Origin of the sequence: Geodermatophilus africanus (assembly GCF_900107105.1) — a bacterium.
Taxonomy (GTDB): domain Bacteria; phylum Actinomycetota; class Actinomycetes; order Mycobacteriales; family Geodermatophilaceae; genus Geodermatophilus; species Geodermatophilus africanus.
The window spans coordinates 19,562-44,930 of record NZ_FNOT01000004.1; the positions used below are offsets into that span (position 1 = coordinate 19,562).

Below are 25,369 nucleotides of genomic sequence, written 5' to 3' on the forward strand. Positions count from 1 at the left end.
GGGCAGGTGCCCGCCGGGTTCTCCCCAGCAGCTTCGGCATCCCCCGGGGGGCCTTGAGCCGAGGTGCTCAAGTCCGGACGGGTCCGTGCCGAGAAGGGGGTGCCGTCCGGGCCCGAGGCTGCCGAGAAGGGGGACGTGAGCCCATCGCGTGCCCAGGCGACCCTGCGGTCCCGTGCCTCTGTCTCGCGACACCCCGTCGCCCCGGCTGCCGGCGTCCCCGCCCGGCCGGCCGCGACGACGCACGTCCCCGCGCGGGACGTCGACGCCCTGGTGACCGAGCACCTGCCGCTGGCCGCCTTCGCGGTCAACGCGGTCGCATCGCGCATCTCGCTGCCCTCGCACGTCAGCCGCGAGGACCTGCTGTCCTGCGCCCGCGTGGCGCTGGTCGAGGTGGCCCGGCGGTTCGACCCGTCCGCGGGCGCCTCGTTCGCCACCTACGCCCTGGCCCGGCTGCAGGGCGCCGTCCTCGACGAGCTGCGCTCCGGCGACTGGGCCAGCCGCTCGGTGCGGGCCGCCGCCCGGCGCACCGACGCCGCGGCCGACGCGCTGGCGATCCAGCTGGGCCGCCCGCCGACGCGGGAGGAGCTCGCCGCGAGCCTCGGCATGGCGACCAGCGACCTCGACTCGCTGCAGGTGGACGTCCACCGGGCGGTTATGGTGAGCATCGACGCCGAGACCGGCCCGGACGGCGCCTCGCTGGACCTGCCCGACACGGGCGAGTCGCCGGAGCGGGCGCTGATGCGCAGCGAGCGGTCCCGGTACCTGCACGAGGCGATCCGCCAGCTGCCCGACCGGCTCGACGAGGTCGTCGAGCGCAACTTCTTCGGCGGCGAGTCGCTGACCGACATCGCCGTCGACCTCGGCGTCACCCTCTCCCGCGTCTCGCAGATGCGCGCTCGCGCGCTGACCCTGCTGCACGCGGCGATGAGCGAGGTCTGGGAGGGTCGCACCGTGCCGGCCGACGGCGGGGTGCGCGCGCGCAACCAGCAGCGGTCCTACGTCGACCGGGTCGCCGGCCGCAACGCCCCGCCGGCCGCGGCGCCCCCGCTGTCCTCCCCGCGTCCCGGCGTGGTCCCGCCGCGCCGCAACCCGTGGCTGACGGCGACCGGCCGGAGCGCCTGAGCCCGGCCCGACCACCCGCCGAAGGGGACCACAGCAGACGTGAAGTACTTCAACCTCACCCACCGGCCCGTCGACTGGACGGTGCCCGCGATCATGGAGCGGGTCTCCACGGTGCCCGTCGGCGAGGGCGTGACGGACCTCAGCGAGCGGTACCCCCACCTCCGCGGCCGAGGCCCAGAGCTCAGTGAGTACGCCACGCTCTTCGCGATCCGCCGCCTGCTGCAGGAGTCCTGGCCGGACGGCACCCCGCCGGAGGACGAGACCATGGTGGGCATCTCCCACTACCGCCGGTACGCGGTCACCGAGCCCGTGGGGAAGCCCTCGTTCGTCTACGGCCTGGTGACCCCCCAGGAGTTCGAGCGACTCCCCGACCGGCTCTTCGTCCCCCCGCCGAGGACGATCCTGATGCCGGCCCCGTTCGACCTCGGCATGCCGGTCGTCAGCCAGTACGGAGTCGCACACGTGACCCGCGACCTGCTGCACTTCATGGGCATCGCCGTCGACCTCGGGGTCGTCGACGATCGGAGCGTCGCCCACTTCCTGGGCCAGAACGTCATGATCGCCGCACCCACCACCGGGGTGTTCCCGGCGGAGTGGCTCGTGCTGGTGCTGGAGGCTCTGGAGAGCGTGGTGGACGCGTTCGAGGCGACGGTCGCCGTGCCGCACGAGGGCTACCAGCGACGCGCCCTCGGCTTCTGCTGCGAGCGCCTGCACTCCCTGCTGACCGCTTCGCTGGTCGCCCGCTGGTCGGAGGACTCGCTCATCGCCACCCGCCCCGTCGTCGTGAGCGACGAGGACACCTACACCGACGGCGGCTGACCGGCCGGCGGAGCGGTCAGGCCATCTCCGCGAGGACGGCGGCCAGTCCCTCGCGGAGGTCCACCGCAGGCCGCCAGTCCGGCAGCGGCGGCGAGTACCGCCACGGCGCCATCATCTCCCGCGGCCGGTAGGGACGGGCGCCCCACTGCACCGGCACCGCGGCGCCCAGCAGGTCGCCGACCAGCGCCACGAGGTCCCGCAACGGCAGGACCGTCCCGCTGACGGCGTACGCCGGAGCGTCCGGGCCCGCCAGCTCACGAGCCCGGAGCAGCGCGGCCACCACGTCCGCGACGTGGGTGAGGTCGATCCACTGCTCCCCGGGCGAGAGGGACAGCGGCTCACCGGTCCGGTGCGCCCGCACCAGCAGCTGCAGGAGCTTGGTCCGCCGGTCGTCGGGGCCGTAGGTGTCCGACAGCTCCAGGGTGACCACCCGCAGGGGCGTGCACTCGGCATAGAACTGCAGCACGTCCGCGAACGCCTGTTTGGTGGCCGCGTACAAGGAGGTCGGACCGTAGCGCCGGCTCTCGTGGTGCTGCCAGGCGGTGCCGACGTTGACGAACGCCGCCCCGCCCTGGGCCGACACTGCCTCGGCCAGCCGCGTGCCCAGCGTGAGGTTGGCAGCGATCAGCGGGTCGACGTCGGCGGGGCCGTGCACGCCGACGAAGTGGGTCGCGAGGTGGAAGCAGGTGCCAGGGGCGAACGCCTGGACGGCGTCGCTGAACGCCCCGGCCTCGACGTCCGCTCGGAGGAGCGCCGTCCGGGGCAGGAGGTCCTCGGGCACCCGGGACGTCGACCGCGCGACGAGGGCGACCTCCCACCCGTCGGCGAGCAGCCGACGGACGAGGTGCGGGGCGATGAACCCGCTCGCCCCGGTGACCAGTGCGCGCCGGCTCATGCAGTGAACGGCGTGCGATACTCGGCGAGTGGGGGGAGCCCCGCGTCGCGGGCGGAGACGAGGGGGGCCTCGACCGGCCAGTCGACGCCGGCCGAGTCCCACCGGATCCCGCCGTCCGTGCCCGGCGCGTACTCCGCAGTGGCGAGGTAGCCCATGGTCGCCTGCTCGGAGACCGCGGCGAAGCCGTGGGCCAGGCCGACCGGGATGTAGACCAGCTGCCAGTTCTCGGCGGTCAACGAGAAGGAGGCGTGTCGCCCGTACGTGGGTGAGCCCGCCCGCAGGTCGACGACGACGTCGAAGACCTCGCCGGCGATGCAGCAGACGAGCTTGTCCTGGGCGGCCGGCGGCAGCTGGACGTGCAGGCCGCGCACCACGCCCTGACGCGAGCGGCTGTAGAACTGCTCCGGGAAGTGCGTCGGCAATCCCCGGTCCGCGAACGCCGACTCCAGGTAGGTCTTGACCAGGACTCCCCGGTCGTCGGCGTGCACGGTGGGCACGACGAGGTGGCACCCGGCGATCCCGGTCTCTCGGAACTCCACGGTCAGGCGGCCTCGGCCACGCGGGTGGTCCGCTCGGCGAAGGCCAGCACCTGCTCGAGCGACACGTCCCGGACGGGCTCGCCGGCGGCCGTGCGCCGAGCCCAGTCGACGGTCCAGGCCAACGTCTCGTCGAGGTCCAGCAGGTTCCGCCAGCCGAGGTCCTGCTCCGCCTTGCCGGCGTCCAGCGTCAAGGTCGCCGTCTCGACGGGGTGGTCGGTGTGCGCATCCTGCTGCCAGGGAGCGCTGCCCTGCCACAGCGCCGCGACCTTGGACGCGACGGTGCCGACGGGCACGGCACTGGACGGCGGCGGGCCGAAGTTGAACGCCTCGCCGGAGGCTCGGCCGTCCAGCAGGGCGTCGACCAGCACGAGGTAGCCGTGCAGGCAGTCGAGGACGTGCTGCCACGGGCGGATCGCCCCGGGGTTGCGCAGCTGCGGCCGGACCCCGGCGGAGAAACCGGCGACGAGGTCGACTAGGAGCCGGTCGGCACACACGTCACCGCCGCCGACGACGTTGCCGGCCCGCGCGATGGCGGTGGGGACCGCGCCGGGTGTACTGGCCATCCAGGACTGGGTGACGATGTCGGCGGCGGCCTTCGACGCCGAGTAGGGGTCCCGGCCGCCGAGCGGGTCGTCCTCGCGGTAGCCCCTCGGCTGGGCGACGTCCCGGTAGACCTTGTCGGTCGTCACCACGACCTGCGCCCGGACGCTGCCGGTGGCCTGGGCCGCCTCGAGGACGTTGTACGTGCCCAACACGTTGGTCTCGATGGTGGAGCGGGGCTCCCGGTAGGACTCGCGGACCAGCGGCTGTGCGGCGAGGTGCAGGACCACGTCCGGCGCGGCGCCGGCGACGGCCTGCCGGACCGCTGCCGCGTCGCGGACGTCGGCGCGCACGTCGCGGGCCACGAGCTCGGCGACCCGCGCCCGCTCGTAGAGCGATCCGGGCGCCGGGTCCAGTGCCAGACCGTGCACCTCGTGCCCCTGGGCCACGAGTCCGAGGGCCAGCCAGGCCCCCTTGAACCCGGTGTGTCCGGTGACGAGGAAGCGCACGTCAGGCCTTCCCGGCGCGGTCGCGCAGGTATCCGGTGAGGACCTCGGCGACGTACTCGAGCATCGGCTCGGTGAGCCCGGGGTACACGCCGAGCCAGAACGAGCGGGTCATCACGACGTCGGAAGCGCGGAGGTCACCCACCACGCGTGCGTCGATCCCCCGGTAGGCCGGCTGCCGCAGCAGGTTGCCGGCGAAGACCAACCGAGTGCCGATCTTCTTCGCGTCCAGGTACCGCAGCAGGTCCTCGCGGTCCACCGGGTAGCCGGGCTCCAGGGTGATCGGGAAGCCGAACCACGAGGGCTGTGAGTACTCCGTGGCCCGCGGCAGGACCAGACCCTCCACTCCGTCGAGGAGCTTGTGCAGCAGCTCGAAGTTCTGGTGGCGCCGTTCGACGAACGTGTCGATCTTGCGCAGCTGGCTCATCCCGAGGGCGGCCTGCATGTCGGTGGCCTTGAGGTTGTAGCCGATGTGGCTGTACGTGTACTTGTGGTCGTACCCCTCCGGCAGGTCCCCGAGTTGCCACTGGAAGCGCTTGCCGCAGGTGTCGTCCTTGCCGGTCTCGCAGTAGCAGTCCCGGCCCCAGTCCCGGAAGGACTCCACCTGTCGCCGGATCAGGGGCGACTTGGTGAAGACCGCACCGCCCTCCCCCGTCGTGATGTGGTGGGCGGGGTAGAACGACACCGTCGCGGTGTCCCCGAAGCTGCCCGTCCGCTGGCCTCGGTAGGTCGAGCCCAGGGCGTCGCAGCTGTCCTCCACCAGCCACAGGTCGTGCTCGCGGCAGAGCTCCGTGACGGTGTCGAGGTCGAACGGGTTGCCCAGCGTGTGCGCCATCATGATCGCCCGGGTGCGGGGACCGACGGCCTCGCGCAGTTGCTCGGCGACGGCGTCGTAGGTGCCGATCTCGACGTCGACGAAGACCGGCTTCAGCCCGTTCTGCAGGATCGGGTTGACGGTCGTGGGGAACCCCGCGGCCACCGTGAGCACCTCGTCCCCAGGACGCAGCCGCCGTGGCCCGATCTTGGGGCTGGTGAGCGCCGACAGGGCCGCCAGGTTGGCCGAGGAGCCGCTGTTGACGAACGTCGCCGACCGGGCTCCGACGTACTGCGCGAGGGCCCGCTGGAACTCCGCGGTGAACCGGCCCGAGGTCAACCACCCGTCCAGGGACGAGTCGACCAGGGAGGCGATGTCCTCGGCGTCGAGTACCTTGCCCGACACGGGGACGGGGGTCTCGCCCGGCACGAACGGCGCCGGGACGAGGGACCCCTGCGCGTAGCCGCGCACCGCGGCCAGGATGTCGTCTCTGCTCGCGGGTGCGTCGACGCTCAACGTTCTCCTCGGGTTCGGGGCGGCCGCCGGCACGGCGGCCGGCGGCCGCGGTGCAGGCGGGTCCTGCCGCTGTGGGCGATGGGACTCGACCCCGAGCGCGGCTCGGACGGGCGGATTGGTACCGCAGCGTGATGCTCTGCCCACTCACGATAACGGGAGTTTCTGCCGGACCCGCGACCCGCGGGAGCCCAGGGACTGCCGTGACCAGCGGGACGCAGACAGCGGCACGAGGCGCCGACGCGGTGGGACATGCGGCCGGGAGCCAGGGGTCCCGCCGTCGCGTCGGTACGTTGCGTGGCAAGGGCTCACCAGTCCGTCACGGGTCCGCCGCGGTCGGCAGACGACCCGGCTCCCCGCTCTCCGTCGCCACACCCCTCGGGAAGAGGTGTCCACACCATGAAGGTCGTGCTGCTCGCCGGCGGTCTGGGAACCCGGCTCAGGGAGGAGACGGAGTTCCGGCCGAAGCCGATGGTCGAGGTCGGCGGCAAGCCGGTGCTCTGGCACCTCATGAAGGTGTTCGCGTCCCACGGGCTGACCGACTTCGTGATCTGCGCGGGGTACAAGGGCGAGCACATCAAGCAGTACTTCCTCAACTACGCCGCCCACAACAACGACTTCACGGTCAACCTGGGCCGCCCCGACGAGATCACCTTCCACGACGCCCACCACGAGAGCGACTGGACGGTCACGGTCGCCGACACCGGGCCGACCACCATGACCGCCGGCCGCGTGGCACGCATCGAGCGGTTCGTGCGCGGCGAACGGTTCCTCGTGACATACGGTGACGGCCTCGCCGACATCGACGTCCCGGCGCTGCTCGACTTCCATGACGCACACGGGCTCGAGGCGACCCTGACCACCGTCCGGCCCATGTCCCGGTTCGGTCTGGTCGACACCAGCGCCAGCGGCGTCGTGACCCGCTTCCGCGAGAAGCCGCAAATGGACGGTCGCGTCAACGCAGGCTTCTTCGTCTTCGAACCCTCGGTCTTCCGGCACCTGCGCGACAGCGACCACCTGATGCTCGAGCAGGAGCCCCTGACGGCCATCGCCGCGGAGGGTCAGCTGGCCGCCTACCGTCACGACGGGTTCTGGCAGCCGATGGACACCTCCCGTGAGCACCTCCTGCTCAACCAGCTCTGGGACGCAGGCAGGGCTCCCTGGGCGGTCTGGGACCGCTCCCGCGCTCCTGGCACGCCCGCCGACATCCCGGCGCCCCGTACCGAGCTGGAGCCGGCTCCCGCGCGGTGAGCCACCTGCACGAGCCCTGACGTCGAGAGGGCAGGACCTCCGGTTCCCCGGTGGTCCTGCCCCCTCGACGTCGGTGCGGTCAGGCGCCGATGCGGTCCGCGCGGCTGCGGATCTCACGGGCCCGCCGCCACGCGGTGGCCCACAGCTCGGCGGTGTGCTCGGTGAGGTGGTGCGCCAGCACCCGCTCCCGGTTGGCCGCGGCCTGCTCGCGACGCCAGTCGGCGTCCTCGATGGCGCGGGTGAGGGCCGTGGCCCAGTCCCGCGGTCGCCTGGCGCGGTAGCCCAGGCCGAGTCGCTCGTACTCGGCACTCGGCGAGCGGACGGCGAAGACGCCGCGCGCGGAGTACTCGAGCACCTTCAGCCAGCTCTTGCAGTTGTTGAAGGTGTCGATGCGCAGCGGCGCGACGCCGATGTCGAACCGCTCACCGATCGCCGCGGCGTAGCCGTCGACGTCCAGGATCCAGGGGATCTCCACCGGGTCCTCGGCCAGCCGCAGCATCTCGCGCGCGTTCCCGCCCTGCCCCATGATCGCGAACCGGCTCCGCCCCCGGTGCCTGTCCAGCGCCTGCGGCAGCCCGCTGCCCATCTCCTGCAGGTCGTACGGGTGGGTGCCCACCGTGCCGGTCCAGCCGATGGTGACCAGCTCGGGCTCGCGCTCGTAGGCAGGCGGCAGCTCGGCGATCCGGCGGGGGATCGCGTTGGGGACCAACATCCCGTGGCCCCCCTTGCCGTACAGCGCGAGCAGGTTGGGGGTGGACACCGTCACCAGGTCGGCTTCACGGACGCACGCCTCGGCGATCCGCCCGACGCCCTTCCGGATCAGGGCGTCGTGCCCCTGGTGGCCGGGTGGCAGCGCGGTCAGGTGGTCGTCGACCTCGACGACCACAGCGACACCCTGGGCCTGCAGCAGCCGCAGGCAGGCGAGCATCTCCCAGGTCTTCGGCAGCTGCAGGACGACGACGTCGGCGCCCTGGGCGTCGACGTCGCGGACCACGAGCGGGCCCGCCGGGTTCTCCGGGTCGGGGGCCATGACCGTCTTGAGGCCGTGCTGGACGGTCACCTCGATGCTGAGGCCGGCCTCGGTGACGGCGCGCGCGGGCTCGGCGATGCGGTGGAAGAGCGACCCGGTGAACATCGTGTGGGACAGGAGCACGTTCATGGCAGCAGACGTCCTCACGGCACTCAGCGGTAGAGCGCCAGCTACGTCGCCCGAGCCGCAGGCCGGGCGGGGGATCAGGTCGGGCGCGGGCGTCGCACGAGGCGACTCCTCAGCCGGGTCACCATCCCGGCCGGCCGCCGTCCCCGTCCGCCACCGACCGTGGACACGCCGTCCCGCGCCCCATGCGCCCCGGTCACCCGCCCCGCCCCAGCAGTCCCGACCCCGTGGGGGTGAGGTCGAGGAGAAATCCTCGGCGGTTCGCCTCAAGATCCCCTCGGCCCCGGCCGTAGTGACTCCTGCAAGGCCGCAGCACGGATGCAGCGGTTACCGGATACGACCCGATTCCAAGGAGGAACACCATGGGTCTGCGCGTCAACAACAACATCGCCGCGTTCAACGCCTACCGCAACCTGAACGTGACCGATGGTGCGATGAGCAAGTCGCTGGAGAAGCTGTCCAGCGGTCTGCGCATCAACCGGGCCGCCGACGACGCCGCCGGCCTGGCCATCTCCGAGGGCCTGCGTGCGCAGATCGGTGGCCTCAAGGTCGCCGTCCGCAACGCGCAGGACGGCATCTCCGTCGTCCAGACGGCGGAGGGCGCCCTCACGGAGACGCACTCCATCCTGCAGCGCATGCGCGACCTCGCGGTGCAGGCGGCCAACGACGGTGCCCTGACGGACACCGACAAGGCCAAGGCCAACGAGGAGTTCCAGGCGCTGAAGTCCGAGCTGGACGACATCGCCAAGCTCACCACGTTCAATGGCACCAGCCTGCTGAGCGGTGGCTACACGGGGACGTTCCAGGTCGGGTCGAACGCCGGCGAGACGCTGTCGGTCGGCATCTCCAGCATGGCGGCTTCGTCCCTGGGCGCCAGCGGGAGCATCTCGTCCCTGGCGACCGCCTCCGCGGCGATCTCGTCGGTCAACGACGCCATCGGCAAGGTCTCCGAGCAGCGCGCCAAGCTCGGTGCGGTCCAGAACCGGCTCGAGCACAAGATCAACAACCTGAACGCCACCGTCGAGAACCTGACCGCGTCGGAGAGCCGCATCCGCGACACCGACATGGCCCAGGAGATGGTGTCCTTCACGCGGTCGCAGATCCTGTCGCAGGCCGGTACGGCGATGCTCGCCCAGGCCAACCAGAGCTCGCAGGGTGTCCTGCAGCTCCTCGGCTGAGCCAGGGCGCTGAGCGCCTGACAGCACAGCACGACCCGGTGAGGGGGGAGGTTCCGGCCTCCCCCCTCACTGGCGTCCCCACCCCTGACCCCGCCTGGAGGCACCCATGGTCAGCCTGAGCGTCGACGGCCTGATCTCCGGCCTGGACACCACCACCCTCGTCTCCCAGCTCGTCGCCGCCGAGGCGCTGCCACAGACCCGGCTGAAGACGCAGATGACCGCAGCACAGAACGCCGCCGCCGCCTACCGCGAGGTCAACACCAAGATCGACGCCGTGCGCACGGCCGCCGCGGCACTCACCGCCGACGGTCTCGCCGCGGCCCGGACGGCGAAGAGCAGCACCCCCTCGGTGACCGCGAGCGCCACGTCGACGGCCGTCCCCGGCAGCCGGTTGAGCTTCACGGTCCGCTCCCTGGCCTCGACCGCCAGTTTCGTCAGCGGCGTCACCTGGGAGTCGGCGAGCACGCCGGTCCGCACCGCCACCACCTCCGGCGGCACCGTCGCCGACCCGTGGCCGCTGACGATCAGCCGGCCGGACGGCACCGAGACGGTCCTGACCCCGCCCGCCGGCGCGACGCTGGCGCAGACGGTCGCGTACATCAACGGCCTGGAGGGCGCCGGCGTCCGCGCCACGGCCCTGAATACCGGCGACGGCTACCGTCTCCAGCTCACCAGCGCCGTCTCCGGCGCAGACGGCGACTTCTCCGTCCGGCCGACGGCGGGTGACGCCTTCTCCCAGGTCTCCATCGCGGCGGATGCCGTGCTGGAGCTGGGCGGGGACAACGTCACGGTCCGGTCGGCAACGAACACCTTCGCCGAGGTGATCACCGGCGTCTCGGTCACGGTCACGGAGAAGAACGCCATCGGCGTCGTGGAGGTGGGCGAGGACCCGAAGTCAGTCGCCGCCAAGGTCAAGACGTTCGTCGACGCGGTGAACTCCGCGCTGAGCACCATCACGAAGCACGGCAACTCCGACAAGGGCAGCACCGCCGCACTCAAGGGCGACTTCCAACTTCGCGCCCTGACCAGCCAGCTCCTGCAGAGCGTCTCCGACGTGGTGAGCGGCGCCGGCTCCCCCGGCGCCGTCGGGATCGAACTGACCCGCGACGGCACCGTCACCTTCGACGAGACCACCTTCCTCGCGAAGCTCGCCTCCGACCCCGACACGGTGCAGCGGATGCTCTCCGGAGCGTCCGCCGACAACACGACGACGCCGCTCACCCCGGCCGTCGAGGGGATCAGCCAGCGCCTGGAGGCCCTGACCAAGCGGGTGACGAACGCGACCACGGGGACGCTGACCCTGCTGGCACAGGGCCGGGACACCCTGGTCAAGGACTTCGAGTCGCGGATCGCGGACTGGGACCTGCGCCTGGCCGCCCGCAAGGAGTCGCTGACCCGCCAGTTCACCGCCATGGAGACGGCGCTGAGCTCGCTGAAGAACCAGTCCACCTGGCTGGCCGGCCAGCTCAGTTCGCTGCCCAGCTCAAGCTGAGGCTCGCGCGGCCGAACCTGTCAGTACCCCCGCTTCCCCCAGGAGACGCACCTGATGAGCACCGCCTCCCTCCGTTCCCGCTACCTCGGCGACTCGGTCGCGACGGCGTCCCCCCAGCGGATCCTCGTGATGCTGTACGACCGGCTCGTGCTCGACCTCGAGCGCGCCGAGATCGCCCTGGACACCGGGGACCGCACCGAGGCCGCCGCGCAGATCCAGCACGCGCAGGACATCGTGTTCGAGCTCCGCGAGAGCCTGCGCGTCGACGCCTGGGAGGGCGGCCCCCGGCTGGCCGCGCTCTACACGTGGATGATCACCGAGCTGGTGCAGGCCGGCGTCAAGCGCGACCGCAACCGCGTCGCCGCCTGCCGGCAGATAGCCGAGCCGCTCCGGGACGCGTGGCGGCAGGCCGCCGCCACCCTCACGGCCTCCCCCGCATGACACCCGGTCGCCCGGCGGCGGCCGGGGACGGGTCCCGCGACTGGGCCACGGTCCTCGACGAGCTCGAGGGCGAGGTGCTCGCCGCCGAGTCCACGCTGCGGTCCGACCGCCAAGACGAGATCGCCGCGTGGGGACGCCGAGCCGAGGACTGGGTGCCGCCCTCGTCGGCCCTCGGCCCGGTGCCCGAGGACCTCCGCGAGCGTGCCGCGCGGCTGCTGCAGCACCAGCTGGCCGTCGCCGAGGAGCTCGTCGAGCGGATCATCCAGTCGCGGCGGCAGCGCGACGTCGCCGCCCGGATGTCCTACGGGCCGTCCCGCCCCATCGCCTCCTACATCGACCGGGCCCTCTGAGGGATCCACCGCACTCGACAGCCCCCCGTGGCGCCGGCACCGGCGCTGCGGGGGGCTTCGTCGTCCCCGTGGGCGGGACGGCGTCGCCGTCCCCCGGCACCCCGCAACGCACCGCGAGTCACAGTCGGCACGTCCATCCCACCGGCGTACACCCACCACTCCCGTGGGGGCCTGCCGGTCAGGGGCCCGCAGGCCGGTGCCGATGACTGCAGAGCACGGAAAGCGCACCTCTCGCCACGGATCGGCGGCCCACTCACTCGCTCGCGAGTGTCTCCTGCGTACCCGGAGGCCGATCGTGTCCTGCTGCCCTGCCCGAGGAACCGCCCGGTGATCGGCGACGTCACCTCGTCGGCGCTGCACTCCGCCCTGGCCGGGCTCGCCCAGCGGCAGCGGGTCACCGCCGACAACATCGCGAACCTGCAGACGCCCGGCTTCCTGGCCGGCCGCGTCGACTTCGAGACCGGCCTGCGCGGCGCCCTGACCAGTGGCCAGACGCCGACCGCCACCACCGGCACGGTCCAACGCTCCCTGGAGCCGACCCGGATGGACGGGAACAACGTGAACCTCGACGCCGAGACCGTCATCGCCACCGAGACCGGCCTGCGCTACCAGCTGGCGCTCAACGCCCTCGACGGCAAGTACAACGTGCTGCGCACGTCGCTGCGGACGGCGTGACGGCATGAGCACCTTCGACTCGCTCGGGATCTCCGGCTCCGGGCTGCTCGTGCACCGCAAGTGGCTGGACGCCGTCTCGGACAACATCGCCAACATCAACAACGTCACCTCGACCGACCAGGACGCGTTCCAGGAGCGGCTGATCGTGGCGCAGGCCGTCGACTACGGCTCCGGCGAGGGCGGCGTCCGCGTGGCCCGGGCCGAGTACGGCAGCGCGGAGGGCCGGATGGTCTACGAGCCCGACCACCCGCTGGCCGACGCCAACGGCTACGTGAGGTACCCGGACATCGACCTGGGCGACCAGATGACCCAGCTGATCATGGCGCAGCGCGGCTACCAGGCGAACCTCGCCGTCGTCGAGCGCGCCACCACCGCCTACCAGGCCGCACTCCAGCTCGGGAAGGGCTGACCATGACCTCCCCCGTCGGTGGCGTCTCGTTCCCCTCTGCGATCACCGGCCTGTCCGGGATCACCGGGGCGGCCGCCACCCCCGACGCCGTCGCGCAGACCACCGCGGCCGGCGACAACGGCTTCGCCTCGGTCCTGGTGTCCTCACTGGAGGAGCTGCAGGCCAAGCAGGCGACGTCCGACGGCCTGGCCGTCCAGGCCTCCACCGGCGACCTGCGTGACGTGCACGACTACATGATCGCGGCCAACGAGGCCAAGCTCGCCACCGACATGGTCGTGACCATCAAGAACAAGGCCGTCGAGGCCTTCAACGAGATCCTGAGGATGCCGGTCTGATGCCTGCTGCCCTCGCCGGGCCGCTGGAGCGGATCCGCTCCGCGCTCTCCACGATCAGCCTCGGCCAGAAGGTCGTCATCGGCCTGCTCGCCACCGGGCTGGTCCTCGGCGGGTTCTTCTTCTACCGGTGGATCACGGCCCCCACCTACGCCCCGCTGTTCTCGAACCTGGCCTCGACCGACGCCTCGGCGATCGTCGACGAGCTCAACGCGGCCGGTGTCGCCTACGAGCTCGCCGACGGCGGCGGGACGATCATGGTGCCGAACGAGCAGGTCTACGACCTGCGGCTGTCGATGAGCGGCAAGGGCCTGCCCGCGGGCAACGACACCGGCTACGCGCTGCTCGACGAGCAGGGCATCACGACCAGCGAGTTCCAGCAGCAGGTCACCTACCAGCGGGCCCTGCAGGACGAGCTGTCGGCCACCCTGGAGTCGCTCGAGGGCGTGCGCACCGCCGTCGTCCACCTGGCGCTGCCCGAGGAGGAGGTGTTCGCCTCCGACGAGGCCGAGCCCACCGCCTCGGTGCTGCTGGACCTGGCACCGGGCACCTCGCTCGACAGCGGCCAGGTGCAGGCGGTGACCAACCTCGTCTCCTCGAGCATCGAGGGCATGGACCCGGAGCAGGTCACCGTCGCCGACGCTGCGGGCACCGTGCTCTCGGCGCCCGGCCAGGGGGTGACCGCCGCCGCCGGCGACGCCCGGTCGCAGCTGGAGCAGGACTACGAGGACCGGCTGGCCGCCAACGCGCAGGCCGTCCTCGACCCCATCCTCGGCCCCGGCCGCGCCAAGGTGTCGGTCCGCGCCGACGTGGACCTGGACCAGCGCAGCACCACCTCGGAGACGCACACCTACGAGGAGGGCACCCCGCCCATCTCGTCGAGCACGACGACCGAGGAGTACACCGGCAACGGCGCCGCGGTCGGCGGCATCCTCGGCCCGGAGAACCAGGCCGACGCCGGCGCCGGGGCCGGGGACTCCGCGTACAACAAGGAGTCGACGACCGCGAACAACGCCGTCGGCACGACGGTCGAGACCGTCGAGGGCGCGCCCGGGCGGATCAACCGGCTCACCGTCTCCGTCGTCATGGACGAGGCGGTCGCCGGCAACCTCAACCAGGCGCAGATCCAGCAGCTCGTCGGCAACGCCGTCGGCCTCGACGTCGCCCGCGGCGACGACATCACCGTCGCCGCCATGGAGTTCGACACGACCGCGGCGGACGCCGCGGCCGAGGAGCTCGCCGCGGCCGAGGAGGCCGAGCGGCAGGCGCAGATGTGGTCGCTGATCAAGACCGGCGGCATCGCCCTCGGCATCGCCCTGCTCGTGCTCGTCGTCTGGCTGCGCTCGCGCCGCAAGGACGAGGACGAGGAGGAGGACTACGAGGCCCTCGAGCTCGCCGACGACGTGATGGCCGAGCTCGACCGGATCCGCATCGAGAGCACGCGGGCCGTGCCGGTCGTCGACAACGCCGCCCTGGAGCTGGAGGCCGCCGAGCGGGCCCGAGTCCGCGGCGAGATCTCCAGCATGGTGAGTGAGAAGCCGGACGAGGTCGCCGCCATGCTGCGCGGCTGGTTGAGCGAGAGCGGTGTGAAGTGACCGAGCTCGCGAGGTCATCGGACGACAGAGCACCCCGGGGCACAGCTCCGACGAGCGTCAGCGAGGAGGAGTCCATGACCGAGCGCGCGAGGTCAGGCGATGGCAGGGCACTCCTGGGCATCGGGACACCGAGCGCCAGCGAGGCGTCCCGATGACCCTTGCCTCCGTCGAGCAGATGGTCGGGATGGCCCCGGCGGCCCAGCAGACCGCCGTCCTCCCGGCCGTGCGGCAGCGGCCGGAGATGCCCGGTGTGCGCAAGGCCGCCGTGTTCATCGCGCAGCTGTCCAAGGAGGACGCCGGCGCGCTGATGGCCAAGATGCGCCCGCGCGAGGTCGAGCTGGTGACGCGCGAGCTGATGAAGATCAGCTCGGTCGCGCCCGACGACGTCGACGGCGTCCTGGAGGAGTTCCACGACCTCATGACCGCCCAGCGGTTCGTGGGGCGCGGCGGGGTCGAGTTCGCCCGCGAGATCCTCGCGGCCGGCCTCGGCGAGGACAAGGCCGACGGCATCCTGTCCCGGCTCAACGTCGTCTACACCGAGGTGCCCTTCGCCTCGCTGCGCAACGCCGACGTCCGCCAGCTGGTCACCTTCCTCAAGGACGAGCACCCGCAGGTCATCGCGCTGGTGCTCGCCCACCTGACCGCCGCGCAGTCCGCCGAGGTCCTGTCCGGCTTCGCCCCGGAGCAGCAGGCCGCCGTCGCGCACCGCATCGCGACCATGGACCGCACCTCCCCGGAGATGGTGCGGCTGGTCGAGGAGGAGCTCGGCCGCCGGATGGGCTCGCTGCTGGCCCACCAGGACATGAGCACCGTCGGCGGCGTCGAGACCCTCGTCGAGATCATCAACCGCTCGCCCCGGCCGACCGAGCGCTCGATCCTCGAGTGGCTCGACAGCACCGACCCGGAGCTGGCCGAGCAGGTCCGCGCGCAGATGTTCGTGTTCGAGGACATCGTGACGATCGACGACCGCTCGCTGCAGCTGGTGCTGCGCGAGGTCGAGGCCAACGACCTGGCCACCGCGCTCAAGGGCGTGCGTCCCGACGTCCGCGACAAGGTCGTCCGGAACCTCTCCGAGCGCGCCGCCGAGAACCTGGCCGAGGAGATCGAGCTGCTCGGCCCGGTCCGCACCCGCACGGTCGAGGAGGCGCAGGCCAAGGTCGTCGGTGTCATCCGCACCCTGGAGGAGCAGGGCGTGCTGACCATCTCGCGGGGCGGTGAGGACGATTTCGTCGCGTGAGCAAGGACCCCGTCCCCCCCACCCCTCGCAAGCTCGGGGCGGGACCCTGGACGGGGCCGGCGGGAGCCTCGCAGCGATGAACGAGCGAGGAGCGGACCGGCGCGCGGAGTCGCGCCCATGGGCGTCGCCTGAGTCGGCGCTCCTGCGCGGAGCCTCAGCCGAGCGGGCCGCCCCCTGGGTCCGCCCAGGGCAGGCCACCGGCGAGCGGCGCTCCACGGACCGGCGCACCGGCGACCGGCGAGGCTCGGTCCGCCGCGCCGCGGACGTGCCGGTCGCCTCCGACCGGACGTCGATCCGGCTCGGCGACGTGTACGCCGAGGAGCTGGCCCGGCTGCGCGAGCACGCCCGCCAGGAGGGCTACGCCGCCGGCCACGCGGAGGGCAGCCAGGCCGCCGGAGCGGTCGTCGCCGAGGCCGAGCGGGCCGCCGAGGCACGCCTGGCGGAGGTGCAGGCCCGCTGGGAGCGGCGGATGGTCTCGGCCACCGCGGCGCTCGGCGCGGCGGTCACCCAGCTGGAGCAGGCCGCCCTGCCGGTCGCCGAGGACGTCCGCGACTCGGTCGTCACCATCGTGCTGACCCTCGTCGAGGACGTCCTGTGCCGGGAGCTGGCGCTCGCCGACTCCCCCGTCGTGGACGCCGTTCGACGGGCGCTGACGCTGTGCCCGGCCGACGCGCCGACCGTCGTCCGGCTGCACCCCGACGACCTCGCCGAGCTGCCCGCCGAGGCGCTGGCCGAGCTGCCGGACACCGTCCGGGTCGTCGGCGACCTCTCCGTCGAGCGCGCGGGCGCCGTCGCGGAGACCGGTGCCACCCGCGTCGACGCCCAGCTGGGTGCCGCGCTGGAGCGCGTGCGGGCGGTGCTGGCACCGTGAGCGAGCTCACGCATGAGCACAGCACACCGTGGCACGTGTCCGACGAGCGCCAGCGAGGAGGACACGTGACGCTCGGGCTCCTCGACCGCGCCCGCGCGGCGGCCCGGCCCCAGGTGACCGGCTCGGTCGTCGGCGCGATGGGCCTGACCCTCTCCGTGGAGGGCGTCGTCGCCGCCGTCGGCGACCTCGTCGAGGTCGACCCGTCGCCGCGCGGCGGCCTGCTGGCCGAGGTCGTCGCCGTCTCCCGCGAGCGGCTCACCTGCATGCCGCTCGGCGAGCTGTCCGGCGTGCACGCCGGCGCGCGGGTCCGCGCCACCGGTATGCCGCTGCAGGTGCCGGTCGGCGAGGGGCTGCTCGGCCGGGTCCTCGACGGCCTCGGCCGGCCGGTGGACGGCGGCCCGCCGCTGGACGGGTCCCTGGAGTGGGTCGACCTGGCCAGCGAGACGCCGCACGCGCTGGCCCGCACCCGCGTCGAGGAGCCGCTGATCTCCGGCGTCCGCGTGCTGGACACGATGGCGCCCCTCGGCAAGGGCCAGCGGCTGGGCATCTTCGCCGGCTCCGGCGTGGGCAAGTCGACGCTGCTGGCCCAGATCACCCGCGGCACCGACGCCGACGTCCGCGTCATCGGCCTGATCGGCGAGCGTGGCCGCGAGGTGCGCGAGTTCCTCGAGGAGAACCTCGGCGCCGAGGGCATGGCGCGCACCGTCGTCGTCGTCGCCACCTCCGACGAGCCGCCGCTGGTGCGGCTGAAGGCGGCCTTCGTCGCCACCCGGATCGCCGAGGGCTTCCGCGACCAGGGCCGCGACGTGCTGCTGATGATGGACTCCATCACCCGCACCGCGATGGCCCAGCGCGAGGTCGGCCTGTCGGCCGGCGAGCCCCCGGCCACCCGCGGCTACCCGCCGAGCGTCTTCGCGATGATGCCCAAGCTGCTGGAGAAGGCCGGGACGGCGGCGGTCGGCTCGATCACCGGCCTGTACACCGTGCTGGTGGACGGCGACGACCACAACGAGCCGATCGCCGACACCGCCCGCTCCATCCTCGACGGGCACGTCGTCCTCACCCGCAAGCTGGCCACCGCCGGCCACTTTCCGGCCATCGACGTGCTGGAGTCGATCTCCCGCGTGGCCACCGCGGTCGTCCCGCCGGCGCAGATGGCCGACGCCCGCGAGGTGCGCCGGCTCATGGGCGCGCTGCGCGACGTCAAGGAGCTCATCGAGATCGGCGCCTACCAGGCCGGGACCGACCCGCTGGTCGACCGCGCCCGCCAGCTGGCGCCGGCCATCGAGTCGTTCCTGCAGCAGCCCACCGGCGAGCTCACGGCGGCCGCTGAGTCCTGGGCCTGGCTGAACCGCATCGTCCGCTCGTGAAGCGGTCCGCCTTCCGGCTGCAACCGGTCCTCGAGCTGCGCCGCAGCGAGGAGCGGTCAGCCGCGCTGGCCGCGGCCGACGCCGCCCGCGCCGCCGCCGACGCCGACCGCCGGGCCACCGAGGCCGAGGCCGCGGTCGCCGCGGTGCTGCCCACGGGCCCGGTCTCCCCGGGCGCCTTCGCCGCCGCGATGGTGCTCGGCCGGCTGGCCGCCGAGGACGCCGCCGCGGCCCGGGCGCTGGCGACCGCGTCGGCCGAGCAGGCCGAGCTGGTCCGGGCGGCGTGGACGGCGGCCGCGCAGCGCACCAAGGGCCTGGAACGGCTGCGAGAACGACACCTCCAGGCGGTGCGACTGGCCGAGCAGGCTGCCGAGGAGAGGACCGTGGACGACCTCGTCACCGGCCGCTCCGGCCGCCGATCCCGCACCGAGGGGGAGGCGGCGTGGACGGACTGACCGCGGTGCAGTCCCGGATCAGCGAGATCCAGGCCCGCTTCCTCATCGCGCCGCGCCCGTCGGCCTCCGCCGACTGGACCGCGGCCGCCACCGCCGCCGGGCTCACCGGCACCACCGCCGCCGCCGCGACGGGCACCGGCACCGCCGGCAGCGCCTCGGAGAGCGCCGTCGTCACCGAGGCGCGCAAGTACCTCGGCGTCCCGTACCTGTGGGGCGGCACCGACCCGGCCAAGGGCCTGGACTGCTCCGGCTTCACCAAGCTCGTATACGGCAACCTCGGCATCGAGCTGCCGCGCACCTCGTCGCAGCAGGCCACCGCCGGCACCGCGGTCGCGTCGCTGGCCGACGCCCGCCCCGGCGACCTGGTGTTCTTCGACCACTCCTCCGGCCGCCCCGGCATCGACCACGTTGGCATCTACGTCGGCGACGGCAAGATGATCGCCGCCCCGCAGGCCGGCGATGTCGTCAAGGTGCAGGACGTCGGGAACCCCTCGGTGATCCGCCGGGTGCTGCCGGCCGAGTCGGCCGCTCCCGCCGTCGCGGGCGCGTCGTCGACCGCGTCGCTGTCCGGCGTCCCGTACGCCGACCTGTTCACCCGGGCGGGCAACCGGCACGGCGTCGACCCGGCCCTGCTCGCCGCGGTCGCGCAGCGGGAGTCCGGCTTCGACGCCTCGGCGGTCTCCCCCGCCGGCGCGCAGGGCCTCATGCAGTTCATGCCCGCCACCGCCCGCGGCCTGGGCGTGGACCCGTTCGACCCGGCCTCGGCCGTCGACGGCGCGGCCCGCTACCTCGCCGACCTGACGCGGCAGTTCGGCTCCACCGAGCTGGGCCTGGCCGCCTACAACGCCGGGCCCGGCACCGTCCGCCGCCACGGCGGCATCCCGCCCTATCCCGAGACCCAGGACTACGTGCGCAACGTGATGAGCAAGGCAGCGGCCCTCCGATGACGACACCCCTGGTAGCGGCCGCGCCGGCGCCCGCGCCCTCCCCGAGCCCGGCCGCGACCGACGCCCCCGGCGGGGCCGAGCGCTTCGCCAGTGCCCTCGACGACGCGGTGGCGCGCGGTCAGGACGGCGCCCGCGGGCGGGAGCGCGCGGTGGAGACCGAGGATCCCGCCGCCGAACCGGTCGCCGAGACCCCGGACGGCGAGCCGCCCGCCGCCGACGGGCCGCCCGTCACCGGGCCGCCCGTCGCCGGCGCGGGCATGCCGCCGGGCCTGTGGGCGCTGCTCACGGGCATCGGACCCGGCGCGCCGGGACCGGCCAACGCCGTCGCCAACGCCGTCGCCCACGCCGCGGCCGGCTCCGCGGTGGTCACGGTGGCCGACGCCGTCGCGGCCGGCACCACGGTCGCACCGCCCACAGTCCCGGACGCCGCCCCCGCGGCGGCACCGGCCACCGGCGTCCCGACGGCGGCCCCGACCGGGCTCCCGGCCGGTGACCTCCCCGTCCCGGGCGTGCCGGCAGCCGACGCCGTCCCGACCGGCGCCCCCGTGCCGATCCCGGCGACCGCCGCGACCGCCCCGACCTCTGCGACCACCGCGGCCGACCCGCTCCCGGGGCTCACCGTCGTGCTCGCCGGCCCGGACACGCCGGTGACCCCGACGGCCCCGGAGCTCGTCACCCCCGAGGACGTCGTCCCGCTCCCCCAGCCGGCAGCCGCCGCGGCTCCGGCCGAGGGCGCAGACACCGGCGCCGGCACCGGCAGCGAGACGGCGCCCGACCAGGACGCCCCAGCGCCCGCCCCAGCCCCGGCCACCGCACCGGCCACCGCACCGGCCACCGCACCGGCCTCCGCGGTGGCCGCACCCGCCGTCCCGACGGCGGCGCCGGTCCGGACGGCCGAGCCGGCGGCCCTCCCGGCACCGCCGGTCGCCGGTCAGGTGGCGCAGCAGGTCGCCGTTCTGCGCTCCGCCCCGGACGGCACGCACACCATGACCGTGGTGCTCACCCCCGAGACTCTCGGGCCGGTCGAGGTGCAGGTGACCCTGAGCCAGGGCACCGTCGACCTCGCGCTGAAGAGCGCCACCGAGGCCGGCCGTGCCGCGCTGCTCGAGGCGCTGCCCGAGCTGCGGCGCGACCTGGCCGGCGCGGGCCTCACCTGCACGAGCGCCTCGGTCGACCGGGACGCCGGTGCGTCGTGGGCGTCGGCCCAGCAGCACGCCGCCGGCGACCGGGCCGGCCAGCAGGGGCAGTCCGACGGGCGCGGCCGGCCGTGGCTGCGCGGCGCCGAGGCCGACGCCGGTCGTCCCACCCCCCGCACCACCGCCACCCCGTCGTCCGGCCTGGACGTCCGGGTCTGAGAGGAGCGACCGATGACCAGTCCCGTGAGCGGGGTGGGCGGCGCCGCCACCACCGCCGCCGCCGCCACCAGCACGGTGACCCGCACCGACCAGATGGGCAAGGACGTGTTCCTGCAGCTGCTGGTCGCCCAGATGCGGTACCAGGACCCGAACAGCCCGGCCAGCACGACCGAGTTCATGTCGCAGACCGCGACCTTCACGCAGGTGGAGAAGCTCGAGGAGATCGCCGCGCAGAACGCCTCCCTGGTGGCGCTGCAGCGCTCGCTGTCCGCCGGCGCCCTCGTCGGCCACACGGTGAGCTACACCGGCGAGGACGGCGCCACGGTCACCGGCACCGTCGGCTCGGTGAAGATCACCGGCGACGAGCCCAGCGCCGTCGTCGACGGCGTCGACGTCCCGATGGGCCGGCTCACCGAGGTCTCCCTGCCCGGCACGCGCTGACCCGTCCCGCCCCGCCCCCCTCCCCTCCGGCGGTTTCCGCGGAAACCGCCGCCCCTCCCGGCCGTCCCACTCCTGAGGAGCCCTCCCCGTGCTTCGTTCCATGAACTCCGCGATCGCCGGTCTGCGCGCCCACCAGACCAAGCTCGACGTCACCGGCAACAACATCGCCAACGTCAACACCGTCGGCTACAAGAGCAGCACGACCGTGTTCGAGGACACGCTGTCCCAGGTCATGCGCAACGGCTCGGCGCCGACGGCGCAGGCCGGTGGCACCAACCCGGCGCAGATCGGTCTCGGCGTCAAGGTCGCCGGCATCACCACGAACTTCGAGCAGGGCGCGGCCCAGACCACCGGCCGCTCGACCGACTTCATGATCAGCGGTGACGGCTTCTTCGTCACCCAGGCCGGGAACGAGCAGCTCTACACCCGCGCCGGGTCGTTCAGCTACGACGCCGCGGGCAACCTGGTCACCCCGGAGGGCGCCCAGTTGCAGGGCTGGATGGCGACCGACGGCGTCGTCGACACGAACGCCCCGATCCGCACGCTGACCGTGCCGTTCGGCGACGTCATGCAGCCCACCGAGACCGACACCGGCGCGGTGGTGGGCAACCTGTCCAGCGCGGCGGCCACCAACACCGGCGTGCAGACCCAGATGACCATGTACGACGCCCTCGGGAAGGCGCACCAGATCAGCCTGTCGTTCACCAAGACCGGCGACAACAACTGGAGCGTCGTCGCCCGCGACGAGAACAACGCCGTCCTCGCCAGCACGGCCGGCCCGCTGGCGTTCGACCCGGTCACGGGCACCCTGCCCCCGGCCTCGCGGACCTTCCAGATCACGCCGGACGCCTCCATGGCCGCCAGCTGGCCCGGTCAGATCACCATCGACCTGGCCGACCTGCGCCAGTTCGGCGGCCCCTCGGGCCTGACGCCGGCGCGGGTCGACGGCAACGCGATGGGCAGCCTGCAGTCCATCGCGCTCAGCGGCGACGGCACCGTGATGGGGGTCTACTCGAACAACCTGCGGGAGCCGATCGGCAAGCTGGCGCTGGCCACCTTCGCCAACCCCGGCGGCCTGGCCAAGGCCGGCAACAGCTCCTTCCGGGTCGGTGACAACTCGGGGCAGCCGGCCATCGGCGAGCCCGGTGGCGGCGGGCGCGGCACGCTCGTCGCCGGCGCGCTGGAGATGTCCAACGTCGACCTGGCCGAGGAGTTCACCGGGCTGATCGTCGCCCAGCGCGGCTTCCAGGCGAACAGCCGCGTCATCTCCAGCTCCGACGAGGTCCTGCAGGACCTGGTGAACCTCAAGCGCTAAAGGACCCTCCTGCCCCCCACCGGTGAAGGGCGCCGTACGGCCCGGCCTCTCGTTCGCGGGGGCCGGGCCGCCGTCGTCCGGAGCGCCGGCGTCCCCGCAGGTCACACCCTCACCCCCCGGGGTGAGGCGGCCTGTTCGGCTCAAGGCGCGCCCGCGCCACGCCGAAGACAACTGCAGACCGGCACCCCGCGCGAGCGGTCGCCGTCATCCCCTCCCCGAGCGAGCAAGAGGACCTCCCGTGATCCGTGTGACGCGCCTGAACGGAGAGCGGTTCGCGCTCAATCCCGACCTCGTCGAGCGGGTCGAGGGCCATCCGGACACCGTCGTGTTCCTGGTCGACGGCACCCGGTACGTCGTCACGGAGAGCGTGGACGAGGTGCTCGTGGAGATCCGCGAGTACCGCGCCAGCATCCTGGCCACCGCCTACGAGATGGACCGCGGGACCTACCGCTCGCCGTCCCGCCAGGAGGCCGAGGCGCACGCCGCCGTCGTCCCCTTCCCGGCCCGCGAGGAGCGCTGACCCGTGGACCCCGCCACCCTGATCGGGTTCGTCATCTCGATGGTCGCCCTCCTGATCTTCATGGTCATGGAGGGCGCCGACCCGACGAGCCTGATCTTCATCCCGGCGATCATCCTCGTCATCGTCGCCACCTTCGGGGCGGCGATGTCCGGCCAGACGATGGACGACCTCAAGAAGATGCCCGGCTGGTTCAAGCTGGCCCTCATGCCGGCCAAGGTGCCGCCGGCCACCGACCAGATCCAGGTCCTGGTCACCCTCGCGGAGAAGGCCCGCAAGGAGGGCCTGCTGGCGCTCGAGGCGCAGGTCAAGGCGATCGAGGACCCGTTCCTCAAGCGCGGCCTGCAGATGGGCATCGACGGCACCGACCCCGAGGAGCTGCGCGCCGTCCTGGAGAGCGAGATCGGCGCCAAGAAGGCCGAGGACAAGGTCGCCGCCAAGTTCATGACCACGATGGGCGGCTACGCCCCGACCATCGGCATCGTCGGCTGCATCGTCGGCCTGATGAACGTGATGGGGAACCTCAGCAACCCGGAGGCACTGGGCCCGATGATCGCCGCGGCGTTCGTCGCCACGCTGTGGGGCGTCATGGCCGCCAACTTCTGGTTCCTGCCGATGGGCGCCAAGATCCTGCGGGTCAGCGAGCTGCAGGCCGCCCAGATGGAACTGCTGGTCGAGGGCATCACCGAGATCCAGGCCGGCACCAGCCCGCGCGCCGTCCGGCTCAAGCTCACCTCCCTCATCCCGCCCAGCGAGCTGGCCAAGGTGGCCGCGTGAGCGGGCTGGGGACCTCGGCCGGGGGGGCGCCGTGAGTTCCGGCGGCCACGGCGGCCGGCGGCGCGGCAAGAAACACGAAGAGGAGGAACACGAGAACCACGAGCGGTGGCTGGTGTCCTACGCGGACATGATGACGCTGCTCCTCGTGCTCTTCGTGGTGCTGTACGCGATGAGCCAGGTGGACAAGGAGAAGTTCGCCCAGCTCGCCAGCGGCCTCTCCGACGCCTTCGGCACGCCGGTGTCGGTCATCCCGGCGGCCACGCCGGAGGGCGAGCCGCTCGACGGGCTCCCCGGGGCGATCGACATCGCCTCGGCCATCGCCCCGGAGGAGACCGTCGCGCAGGCGGCGGTCGACGCCGCCGCCGCGCAGGCCGCGCTCGCCGAGGCCCAGCAGGTCGCCGCCGAGGCCCGCGCCGAGTACGAGGACCTGTCGGAGGTACGGGAGCGGATCGAGGCCGCGCTCGCCGCCGCCGGCCACGCCGGTGCGGCCCGCTTCGAGATCGACGAGCGCGGGCTGGTCGTGCACATCGTGGCCGACCAGGTGCTGTTCGACGCCGAGGAGGCGGTGCTGCGGCCCGAGGGCCGGCAGCTGCTCGGCGCGCTCGCCCCCATCCTGCGCGAGCTGCCCAACTCCCTCGGCGTCGAGGGCCACGCCAACCACCTGCCGGTCACCCCGGGCGGGCCGTGGCCGTCCAACTGGGAGCTGTCGGCCTACCGCGCGACCACCGTCGTCCGGTACCTGACGACCGACGGCGTCCCGGGCACCCGGATGGTCGCCAACGGCTACTCCGACACGCGGCCCCTGGTCCCGCCGACGGACCCGAACTCCATCTCCGTGAACCGCCGCGTCGACGTGGTGGTCCTCTCCGACGCCTCGGCCGAGGCCAAGGAACTGCTCCCCGGCCTGGACGCCGGGGCGACCGCCGCCGGCACCCCCCAGGAGGAGACCCATGGCTGACAAGAAGAACACGAAGGGCGAGACCCCCGAGGACGACGAGGCGAAGGGCGGCGGCAAGAAGAAGCTGCTGATCATCGGCGTCGTCGCACTGCTCGCCGTCGCCGGTGCGGCGTACTTCTTCCTGTTCGCCGGCAGTGGCGAGGCCGAGGCGGCCGCGGAGCCCGTGCACGGTGGGTACACCGCGCTGGAGCCGGTCGCGGTGAACCTCGCGGGCGGCGGCTACCTCAAGATCGGCATCACCCTCGAGTACACCGCGGACGCCGCCGCCGGCGGGCACGGCAGCGGCGGCGTCGACGGGTCCAAGGCCCTCGACCTGCTGATCTCGACCTACTCGCAGGCCCAGCCGGCCGACGTCGTGGGCGCCCGCGACGCGCTCAAGGAGGCCCTGGAGCAGAAGATCATCGAGGCCTACACCGAGGACGGCGTCCCGATGGTCATGCACGTCTACCTCACCGAGTACGTCACCCAGTGACCCGGGGGCGCCCTCCGGGGAGCCCCACCC

General features: G+C 73.2%; 28 protein-coding genes. 23 read left to right on the forward strand and 5 right to left on the reverse strand.

What is annotated here, in order from left to right:
- Positions 1 to 135: 135 nt before the first annotated feature.
- Complete coding sequence (locus BLW63_RS07855; RefSeq protein WP_091154716.1) at positions 136 to 1,122, forward strand: sigma-70 family RNA polymerase sigma factor; 987 nt, start codon at positions 136 to 138, stop codon at positions 1,120 to 1,122.
- A 39-nt stretch (positions 1,123 to 1,161) separates the two neighbouring features.
- Positions 1,162 to 1,941, forward strand: a complete 780-nt coding sequence (locus BLW63_RS07860) for a hypothetical protein (RefSeq protein ID WP_091153331.1) — start codon at positions 1,162 to 1,164, stop codon at positions 1,939 to 1,941.
- A 16-nt stretch (positions 1,942 to 1,957) separates the two neighbouring features.
- On the opposite strand, the gene BLW63_RS07865 is transcribed toward BLW63_RS07860, so the two are convergent.
- The 4 genes from BLW63_RS07865 to rfbH are packed head-to-tail and all read right to left on the reverse strand — an operon-like array spanning position 1,958 to position 5,751.
- The gene (locus BLW63_RS07865; protein WP_091153341.1) at positions 1,958 to 2,836 is read right to left on the reverse strand and encodes an NAD-dependent epimerase/dehydratase family protein; all 879 of its coding nucleotides are present in this window, start codon (positions 2,834 to 2,836) and stop codon (positions 1,958 to 1,960) included.
- Positions 2,833 to 3,375, reverse strand: a complete 543-nt coding sequence (gene rfbC, locus BLW63_RS07870; RefSeq protein ID WP_091153345.1) for a dTDP-4-dehydrorhamnose 3,5-epimerase — start codon at positions 3,373 to 3,375, stop codon at positions 2,833 to 2,835. Before rfbC ends, BLW63_RS07865 begins: the two co-directional genes overlap by 4 nt.
- Before the next feature lie 2 nt (positions 3,376 to 3,377).
- Positions 3,378 to 4,424 carry a CDP-glucose 4,6-dehydratase gene (gene rfbG / locus BLW63_RS07875; RefSeq protein WP_091153347.1) on the reverse strand — a complete coding sequence of 349 codons (1,047 nt, stop codon included), beginning with the start codon at positions 4,422 to 4,424 and terminating at the stop codon, positions 3,378 to 3,380.
- 1 nt (position 4,425) lies between these two features.
- Complete coding sequence (gene rfbH, locus BLW63_RS07880; RefSeq protein WP_091153350.1) at positions 4,426 to 5,751, reverse strand: lipopolysaccharide biosynthesis protein RfbH; 1,326 nt, start codon at positions 5,749 to 5,751, stop codon at positions 4,426 to 4,428.
- 396 nt (positions 5,752 to 6,147) lie between these two features.
- Here rfbH and rfbF point away from each other — a divergent pair, with 396 nt between their 5' ends.
- Positions 6,148 to 6,999, forward strand: a complete 852-nt coding sequence (gene rfbF / locus BLW63_RS07885; protein WP_091153353.1) for a glucose-1-phosphate cytidylyltransferase — start codon at positions 6,148 to 6,150, stop codon at positions 6,997 to 6,999.
- 79 nt (positions 7,000 to 7,078) lie between these two features.
- Here rfbF and BLW63_RS07890 read toward each other — a convergent pair whose 3' ends face one another.
- A complete protein-coding gene (locus tag BLW63_RS07890; RefSeq protein WP_091153357.1) occupies positions 7,079 to 8,158 on the reverse strand; it encodes a glycosyltransferase family protein in 1,080 nt (359 codons plus the stop codon).
- Between the two features lie 359 nt (positions 8,159 to 8,517).
- On the opposite strand from BLW63_RS07890, the gene BLW63_RS07895 reads away from it, so the two are divergent.
- From BLW63_RS07895 to BLW63_RS07990, 20 genes are all read left to right on the forward strand, one after another.
- The gene (locus BLW63_RS07895; RefSeq protein ID WP_091153360.1) at positions 8,518 to 9,333 is read left to right on the forward strand and encodes a flagellin N-terminal helical domain-containing protein; all 816 of its coding nucleotides are present in this window, start codon (positions 8,518 to 8,520) and stop codon (positions 9,331 to 9,333) included.
- Positions 9,334 to 9,439: 106 nt separating this feature from the next.
- Complete coding sequence (fliD, locus tag BLW63_RS07900) at positions 9,440 to 10,825, forward strand: flagellar filament capping protein FliD (RefSeq protein ID WP_091153363.1); 1,386 nt, start codon at positions 9,440 to 9,442, stop codon at positions 10,823 to 10,825.
- A 54-nt stretch (positions 10,826 to 10,879) separates the two neighbouring features.
- Positions 10,880 to 11,266 carry a flagellar export chaperone FliS gene (gene fliS / locus BLW63_RS07905; protein ID WP_091153367.1) on the forward strand — a complete coding sequence of 129 codons (387 nt, stop codon included), beginning with the start codon at positions 10,880 to 10,882 and terminating at the stop codon, positions 11,264 to 11,266.
- Complete coding sequence (locus BLW63_RS07910; protein ID WP_091154719.1) at positions 11,263 to 11,616, forward strand: hypothetical protein; 354 nt, start codon at positions 11,263 to 11,265, stop codon at positions 11,614 to 11,616. The genes fliS and BLW63_RS07910 overlap by 4 nt, the downstream gene beginning before the upstream one ends.
- 327 nt (positions 11,617 to 11,943) lie before the next feature.
- Complete coding sequence (gene flgB, locus BLW63_RS07915) at positions 11,944 to 12,291, forward strand: flagellar basal body rod protein FlgB (RefSeq protein WP_091153369.1); 348 nt, start codon at positions 11,944 to 11,946, stop codon at positions 12,289 to 12,291.
- 4 nt (positions 12,292 to 12,295) lie between these two features.
- Positions 12,296 to 12,700, forward strand: coding sequence for a flagellar basal body rod protein FlgC (locus BLW63_RS07920; protein WP_091153373.1), 405 nt, complete (start codon positions 12,296 to 12,298; stop codon positions 12,698 to 12,700).
- Between the two features lie 2 nt (positions 12,701 to 12,702).
- The gene (gene fliE, locus BLW63_RS07925) at positions 12,703 to 13,035 is read left to right on the forward strand and encodes a flagellar hook-basal body complex protein FliE (protein ID WP_091153376.1); all 333 of its coding nucleotides are present in this window, start codon (positions 12,703 to 12,705) and stop codon (positions 13,033 to 13,035) included.
- The gene (gene fliF / locus BLW63_RS07930) at positions 13,035 to 14,627 is read left to right on the forward strand and encodes a flagellar basal-body MS-ring/collar protein FliF (protein WP_091153379.1); all 1,593 of its coding nucleotides are present in this window, start codon (positions 13,035 to 13,037) and stop codon (positions 14,625 to 14,627) included. The genes fliE and fliF overlap by 1 nt, the downstream gene beginning before the upstream one ends.
- Positions 14,628 to 14,778: 151 nt before the next feature.
- Complete coding sequence (gene fliG / locus BLW63_RS07935) at positions 14,779 to 15,864, forward strand: flagellar motor switch protein FliG (protein WP_170856696.1); 1,086 nt, start codon at positions 14,779 to 14,781, stop codon at positions 15,862 to 15,864.
- A 265-nt stretch (positions 15,865 to 16,129) separates the two neighbouring features.
- The gene (locus BLW63_RS07940; RefSeq protein ID WP_091154726.1) at positions 16,130 to 16,735 is read left to right on the forward strand and encodes a FliH/SctL family protein; all 606 of its coding nucleotides are present in this window, start codon (positions 16,130 to 16,132) and stop codon (positions 16,733 to 16,735) included.
- 65 nt (positions 16,736 to 16,800) lie between these two features.
- Positions 16,801 to 18,105 (forward strand): FliI/YscN family ATPase, encoded by a 1,305-nt coding sequence (locus BLW63_RS07945; protein WP_091153382.1) that lies wholly within the window; start codon positions 16,801 to 16,803, stop codon positions 18,103 to 18,105.
- The gene (locus BLW63_RS07950; protein ID WP_091153385.1) at positions 18,102 to 18,557 is read left to right on the forward strand and encodes a flagellar export protein FliJ; all 456 of its coding nucleotides are present in this window, start codon (positions 18,102 to 18,104) and stop codon (positions 18,555 to 18,557) included. Before BLW63_RS07945 ends, BLW63_RS07950 begins: the two co-directional genes overlap by 4 nt.
- The gene (locus BLW63_RS07955) at positions 18,545 to 19,504 is read left to right on the forward strand and encodes a transglycosylase SLT domain-containing protein (RefSeq protein WP_091153389.1); all 960 of its coding nucleotides are present in this window, start codon (positions 18,545 to 18,547) and stop codon (positions 19,502 to 19,504) included. Before BLW63_RS07950 ends, BLW63_RS07955 begins: the two co-directional genes overlap by 13 nt.
- Positions 19,501 to 20,859 carry a flagellar hook-length control protein FliK gene (locus BLW63_RS07960; RefSeq protein WP_091153393.1) on the forward strand — a complete coding sequence of 453 codons (1,359 nt, stop codon included), beginning with the start codon at positions 19,501 to 19,503 and terminating at the stop codon, positions 20,857 to 20,859. Before BLW63_RS07955 ends, BLW63_RS07960 begins: the two co-directional genes overlap by 4 nt.
- Positions 20,860 to 20,871: 12 nt before the next feature.
- Positions 20,872 to 21,300 (forward strand): flagellar hook capping FlgD N-terminal domain-containing protein, encoded by a 429-nt coding sequence (locus BLW63_RS07965; protein WP_091153396.1) that lies wholly within the window; start codon positions 20,872 to 20,874, stop codon positions 21,298 to 21,300.
- An 88-nt stretch (positions 21,301 to 21,388) separates the two neighbouring features.
- Positions 21,389 to 22,615, forward strand: a complete 1,227-nt coding sequence (locus tag BLW63_RS07970) for a flagellar hook protein FlgE (RefSeq protein ID WP_091153399.1) — start codon at positions 21,389 to 21,391, stop codon at positions 22,613 to 22,615.
- 247 nt (positions 22,616 to 22,862) lie between these two features.
- Entirely contained in the window at positions 22,863 to 23,135 is a 273-nt protein-coding gene (locus BLW63_RS07975; protein WP_244522433.1) for a flagellar FlbD family protein, read from the forward strand.
- A 3-nt stretch (positions 23,136 to 23,138) separates the two neighbouring features.
- On the forward strand, positions 23,139 to 23,909 hold the full coding sequence (locus BLW63_RS07980; protein ID WP_091153406.1) for a motility protein A: 771 nt from the start codon (positions 23,139 to 23,141) through the stop codon (positions 23,907 to 23,909).
- Between the two features lie 31 nt (positions 23,910 to 23,940).
- Positions 23,941 to 24,867, forward strand: coding sequence for an OmpA/MotB family protein (locus BLW63_RS07985; RefSeq protein WP_091153409.1), 927 nt, complete (start codon positions 23,941 to 23,943; stop codon positions 24,865 to 24,867).
- Positions 24,860 to 25,339: a flagellar basal body-associated FliL family protein gene (locus BLW63_RS07990; protein ID WP_091153413.1), complete on the forward strand. Its 480-nt coding sequence runs from the start codon at positions 24,860 to 24,862 to the stop codon at positions 25,337 to 25,339. The genes BLW63_RS07985 and BLW63_RS07990 overlap by 8 nt, the downstream gene beginning before the upstream one ends.
- Positions 25,340 to 25,369: the final 30 nt, after the last annotated feature.

What these genes read in the sequence shown, in the direction of transcription:
- BLW63_RS07865 (WP_091153341.1), bottom strand. Translation starts at nt 2,836, where the DNA reads ATGAGCCGGCGCGCACTGGTCACCGGGGCGAGCGGGTTCATCGCCCCG.
- rfbF (WP_091153353.1), top strand. Translation starts at nt 6,148, where the DNA reads ATGAAGGTCGTGCTGCTCGCCGGCGGTCTGGGAACCCGGCTCAGGGAG.
- BLW63_RS07890 (WP_091153357.1), bottom strand. Translation starts at nt 8,158, where the DNA reads ATGAACGTGCTCCTGTCCCACACGATGTTCACCGGGTCGCTCTTCCAC.
- BLW63_RS07895 (WP_091153360.1), top strand. Translation starts at nt 8,518, where the DNA reads ATGGGTCTGCGCGTCAACAACAACATCGCCGCGTTCAACGCCTACCGC.
- fliD (WP_091153363.1), top strand. Translation starts at nt 9,440, where the DNA reads ATGGTCAGCCTGAGCGTCGACGGCCTGATCTCCGGCCTGGACACCACC.
- fliS (WP_091153367.1), top strand. Translation starts at nt 10,880, where the DNA reads ATGAGCACCGCCTCCCTCCGTTCCCGCTACCTCGGCGACTCGGTCGCG.
- BLW63_RS07910 (WP_091154719.1), top strand. Translation starts at nt 11,263, where the DNA reads ATGACACCCGGTCGCCCGGCGGCGGCCGGGGACGGGTCCCGCGACTGG.
- BLW63_RS07920 (WP_091153373.1), top strand. Translation starts at nt 12,296, where the DNA reads ATGAGCACCTTCGACTCGCTCGGGATCTCCGGCTCCGGGCTGCTCGTG.
- fliE (WP_091153376.1), top strand. Translation starts at nt 12,703, where the DNA reads ATGACCTCCCCCGTCGGTGGCGTCTCGTTCCCCTCTGCGATCACCGGC.
- fliF (WP_091153379.1), top strand. Translation starts at nt 13,035, where the DNA reads ATGCCTGCTGCCCTCGCCGGGCCGCTGGAGCGGATCCGCTCCGCGCTC.
- fliG (WP_170856696.1), top strand. Translation starts at nt 14,779, where the DNA reads ATGACCCTTGCCTCCGTCGAGCAGATGGTCGGGATGGCCCCGGCGGCC.
- BLW63_RS07960 (WP_091153393.1), top strand. Translation starts at nt 19,501, where the DNA reads ATGACGACACCCCTGGTAGCGGCCGCGCCGGCGCCCGCGCCCTCCCCG.
- BLW63_RS07965 (WP_091153396.1), top strand. Translation starts at nt 20,872, where the DNA reads ATGACCAGTCCCGTGAGCGGGGTGGGCGGCGCCGCCACCACCGCCGCC.
- BLW63_RS07990 (WP_091153413.1), top strand. Translation starts at nt 24,860, where the DNA reads ATGGCTGACAAGAAGAACACGAAGGGCGAGACCCCCGAGGACGACGAG.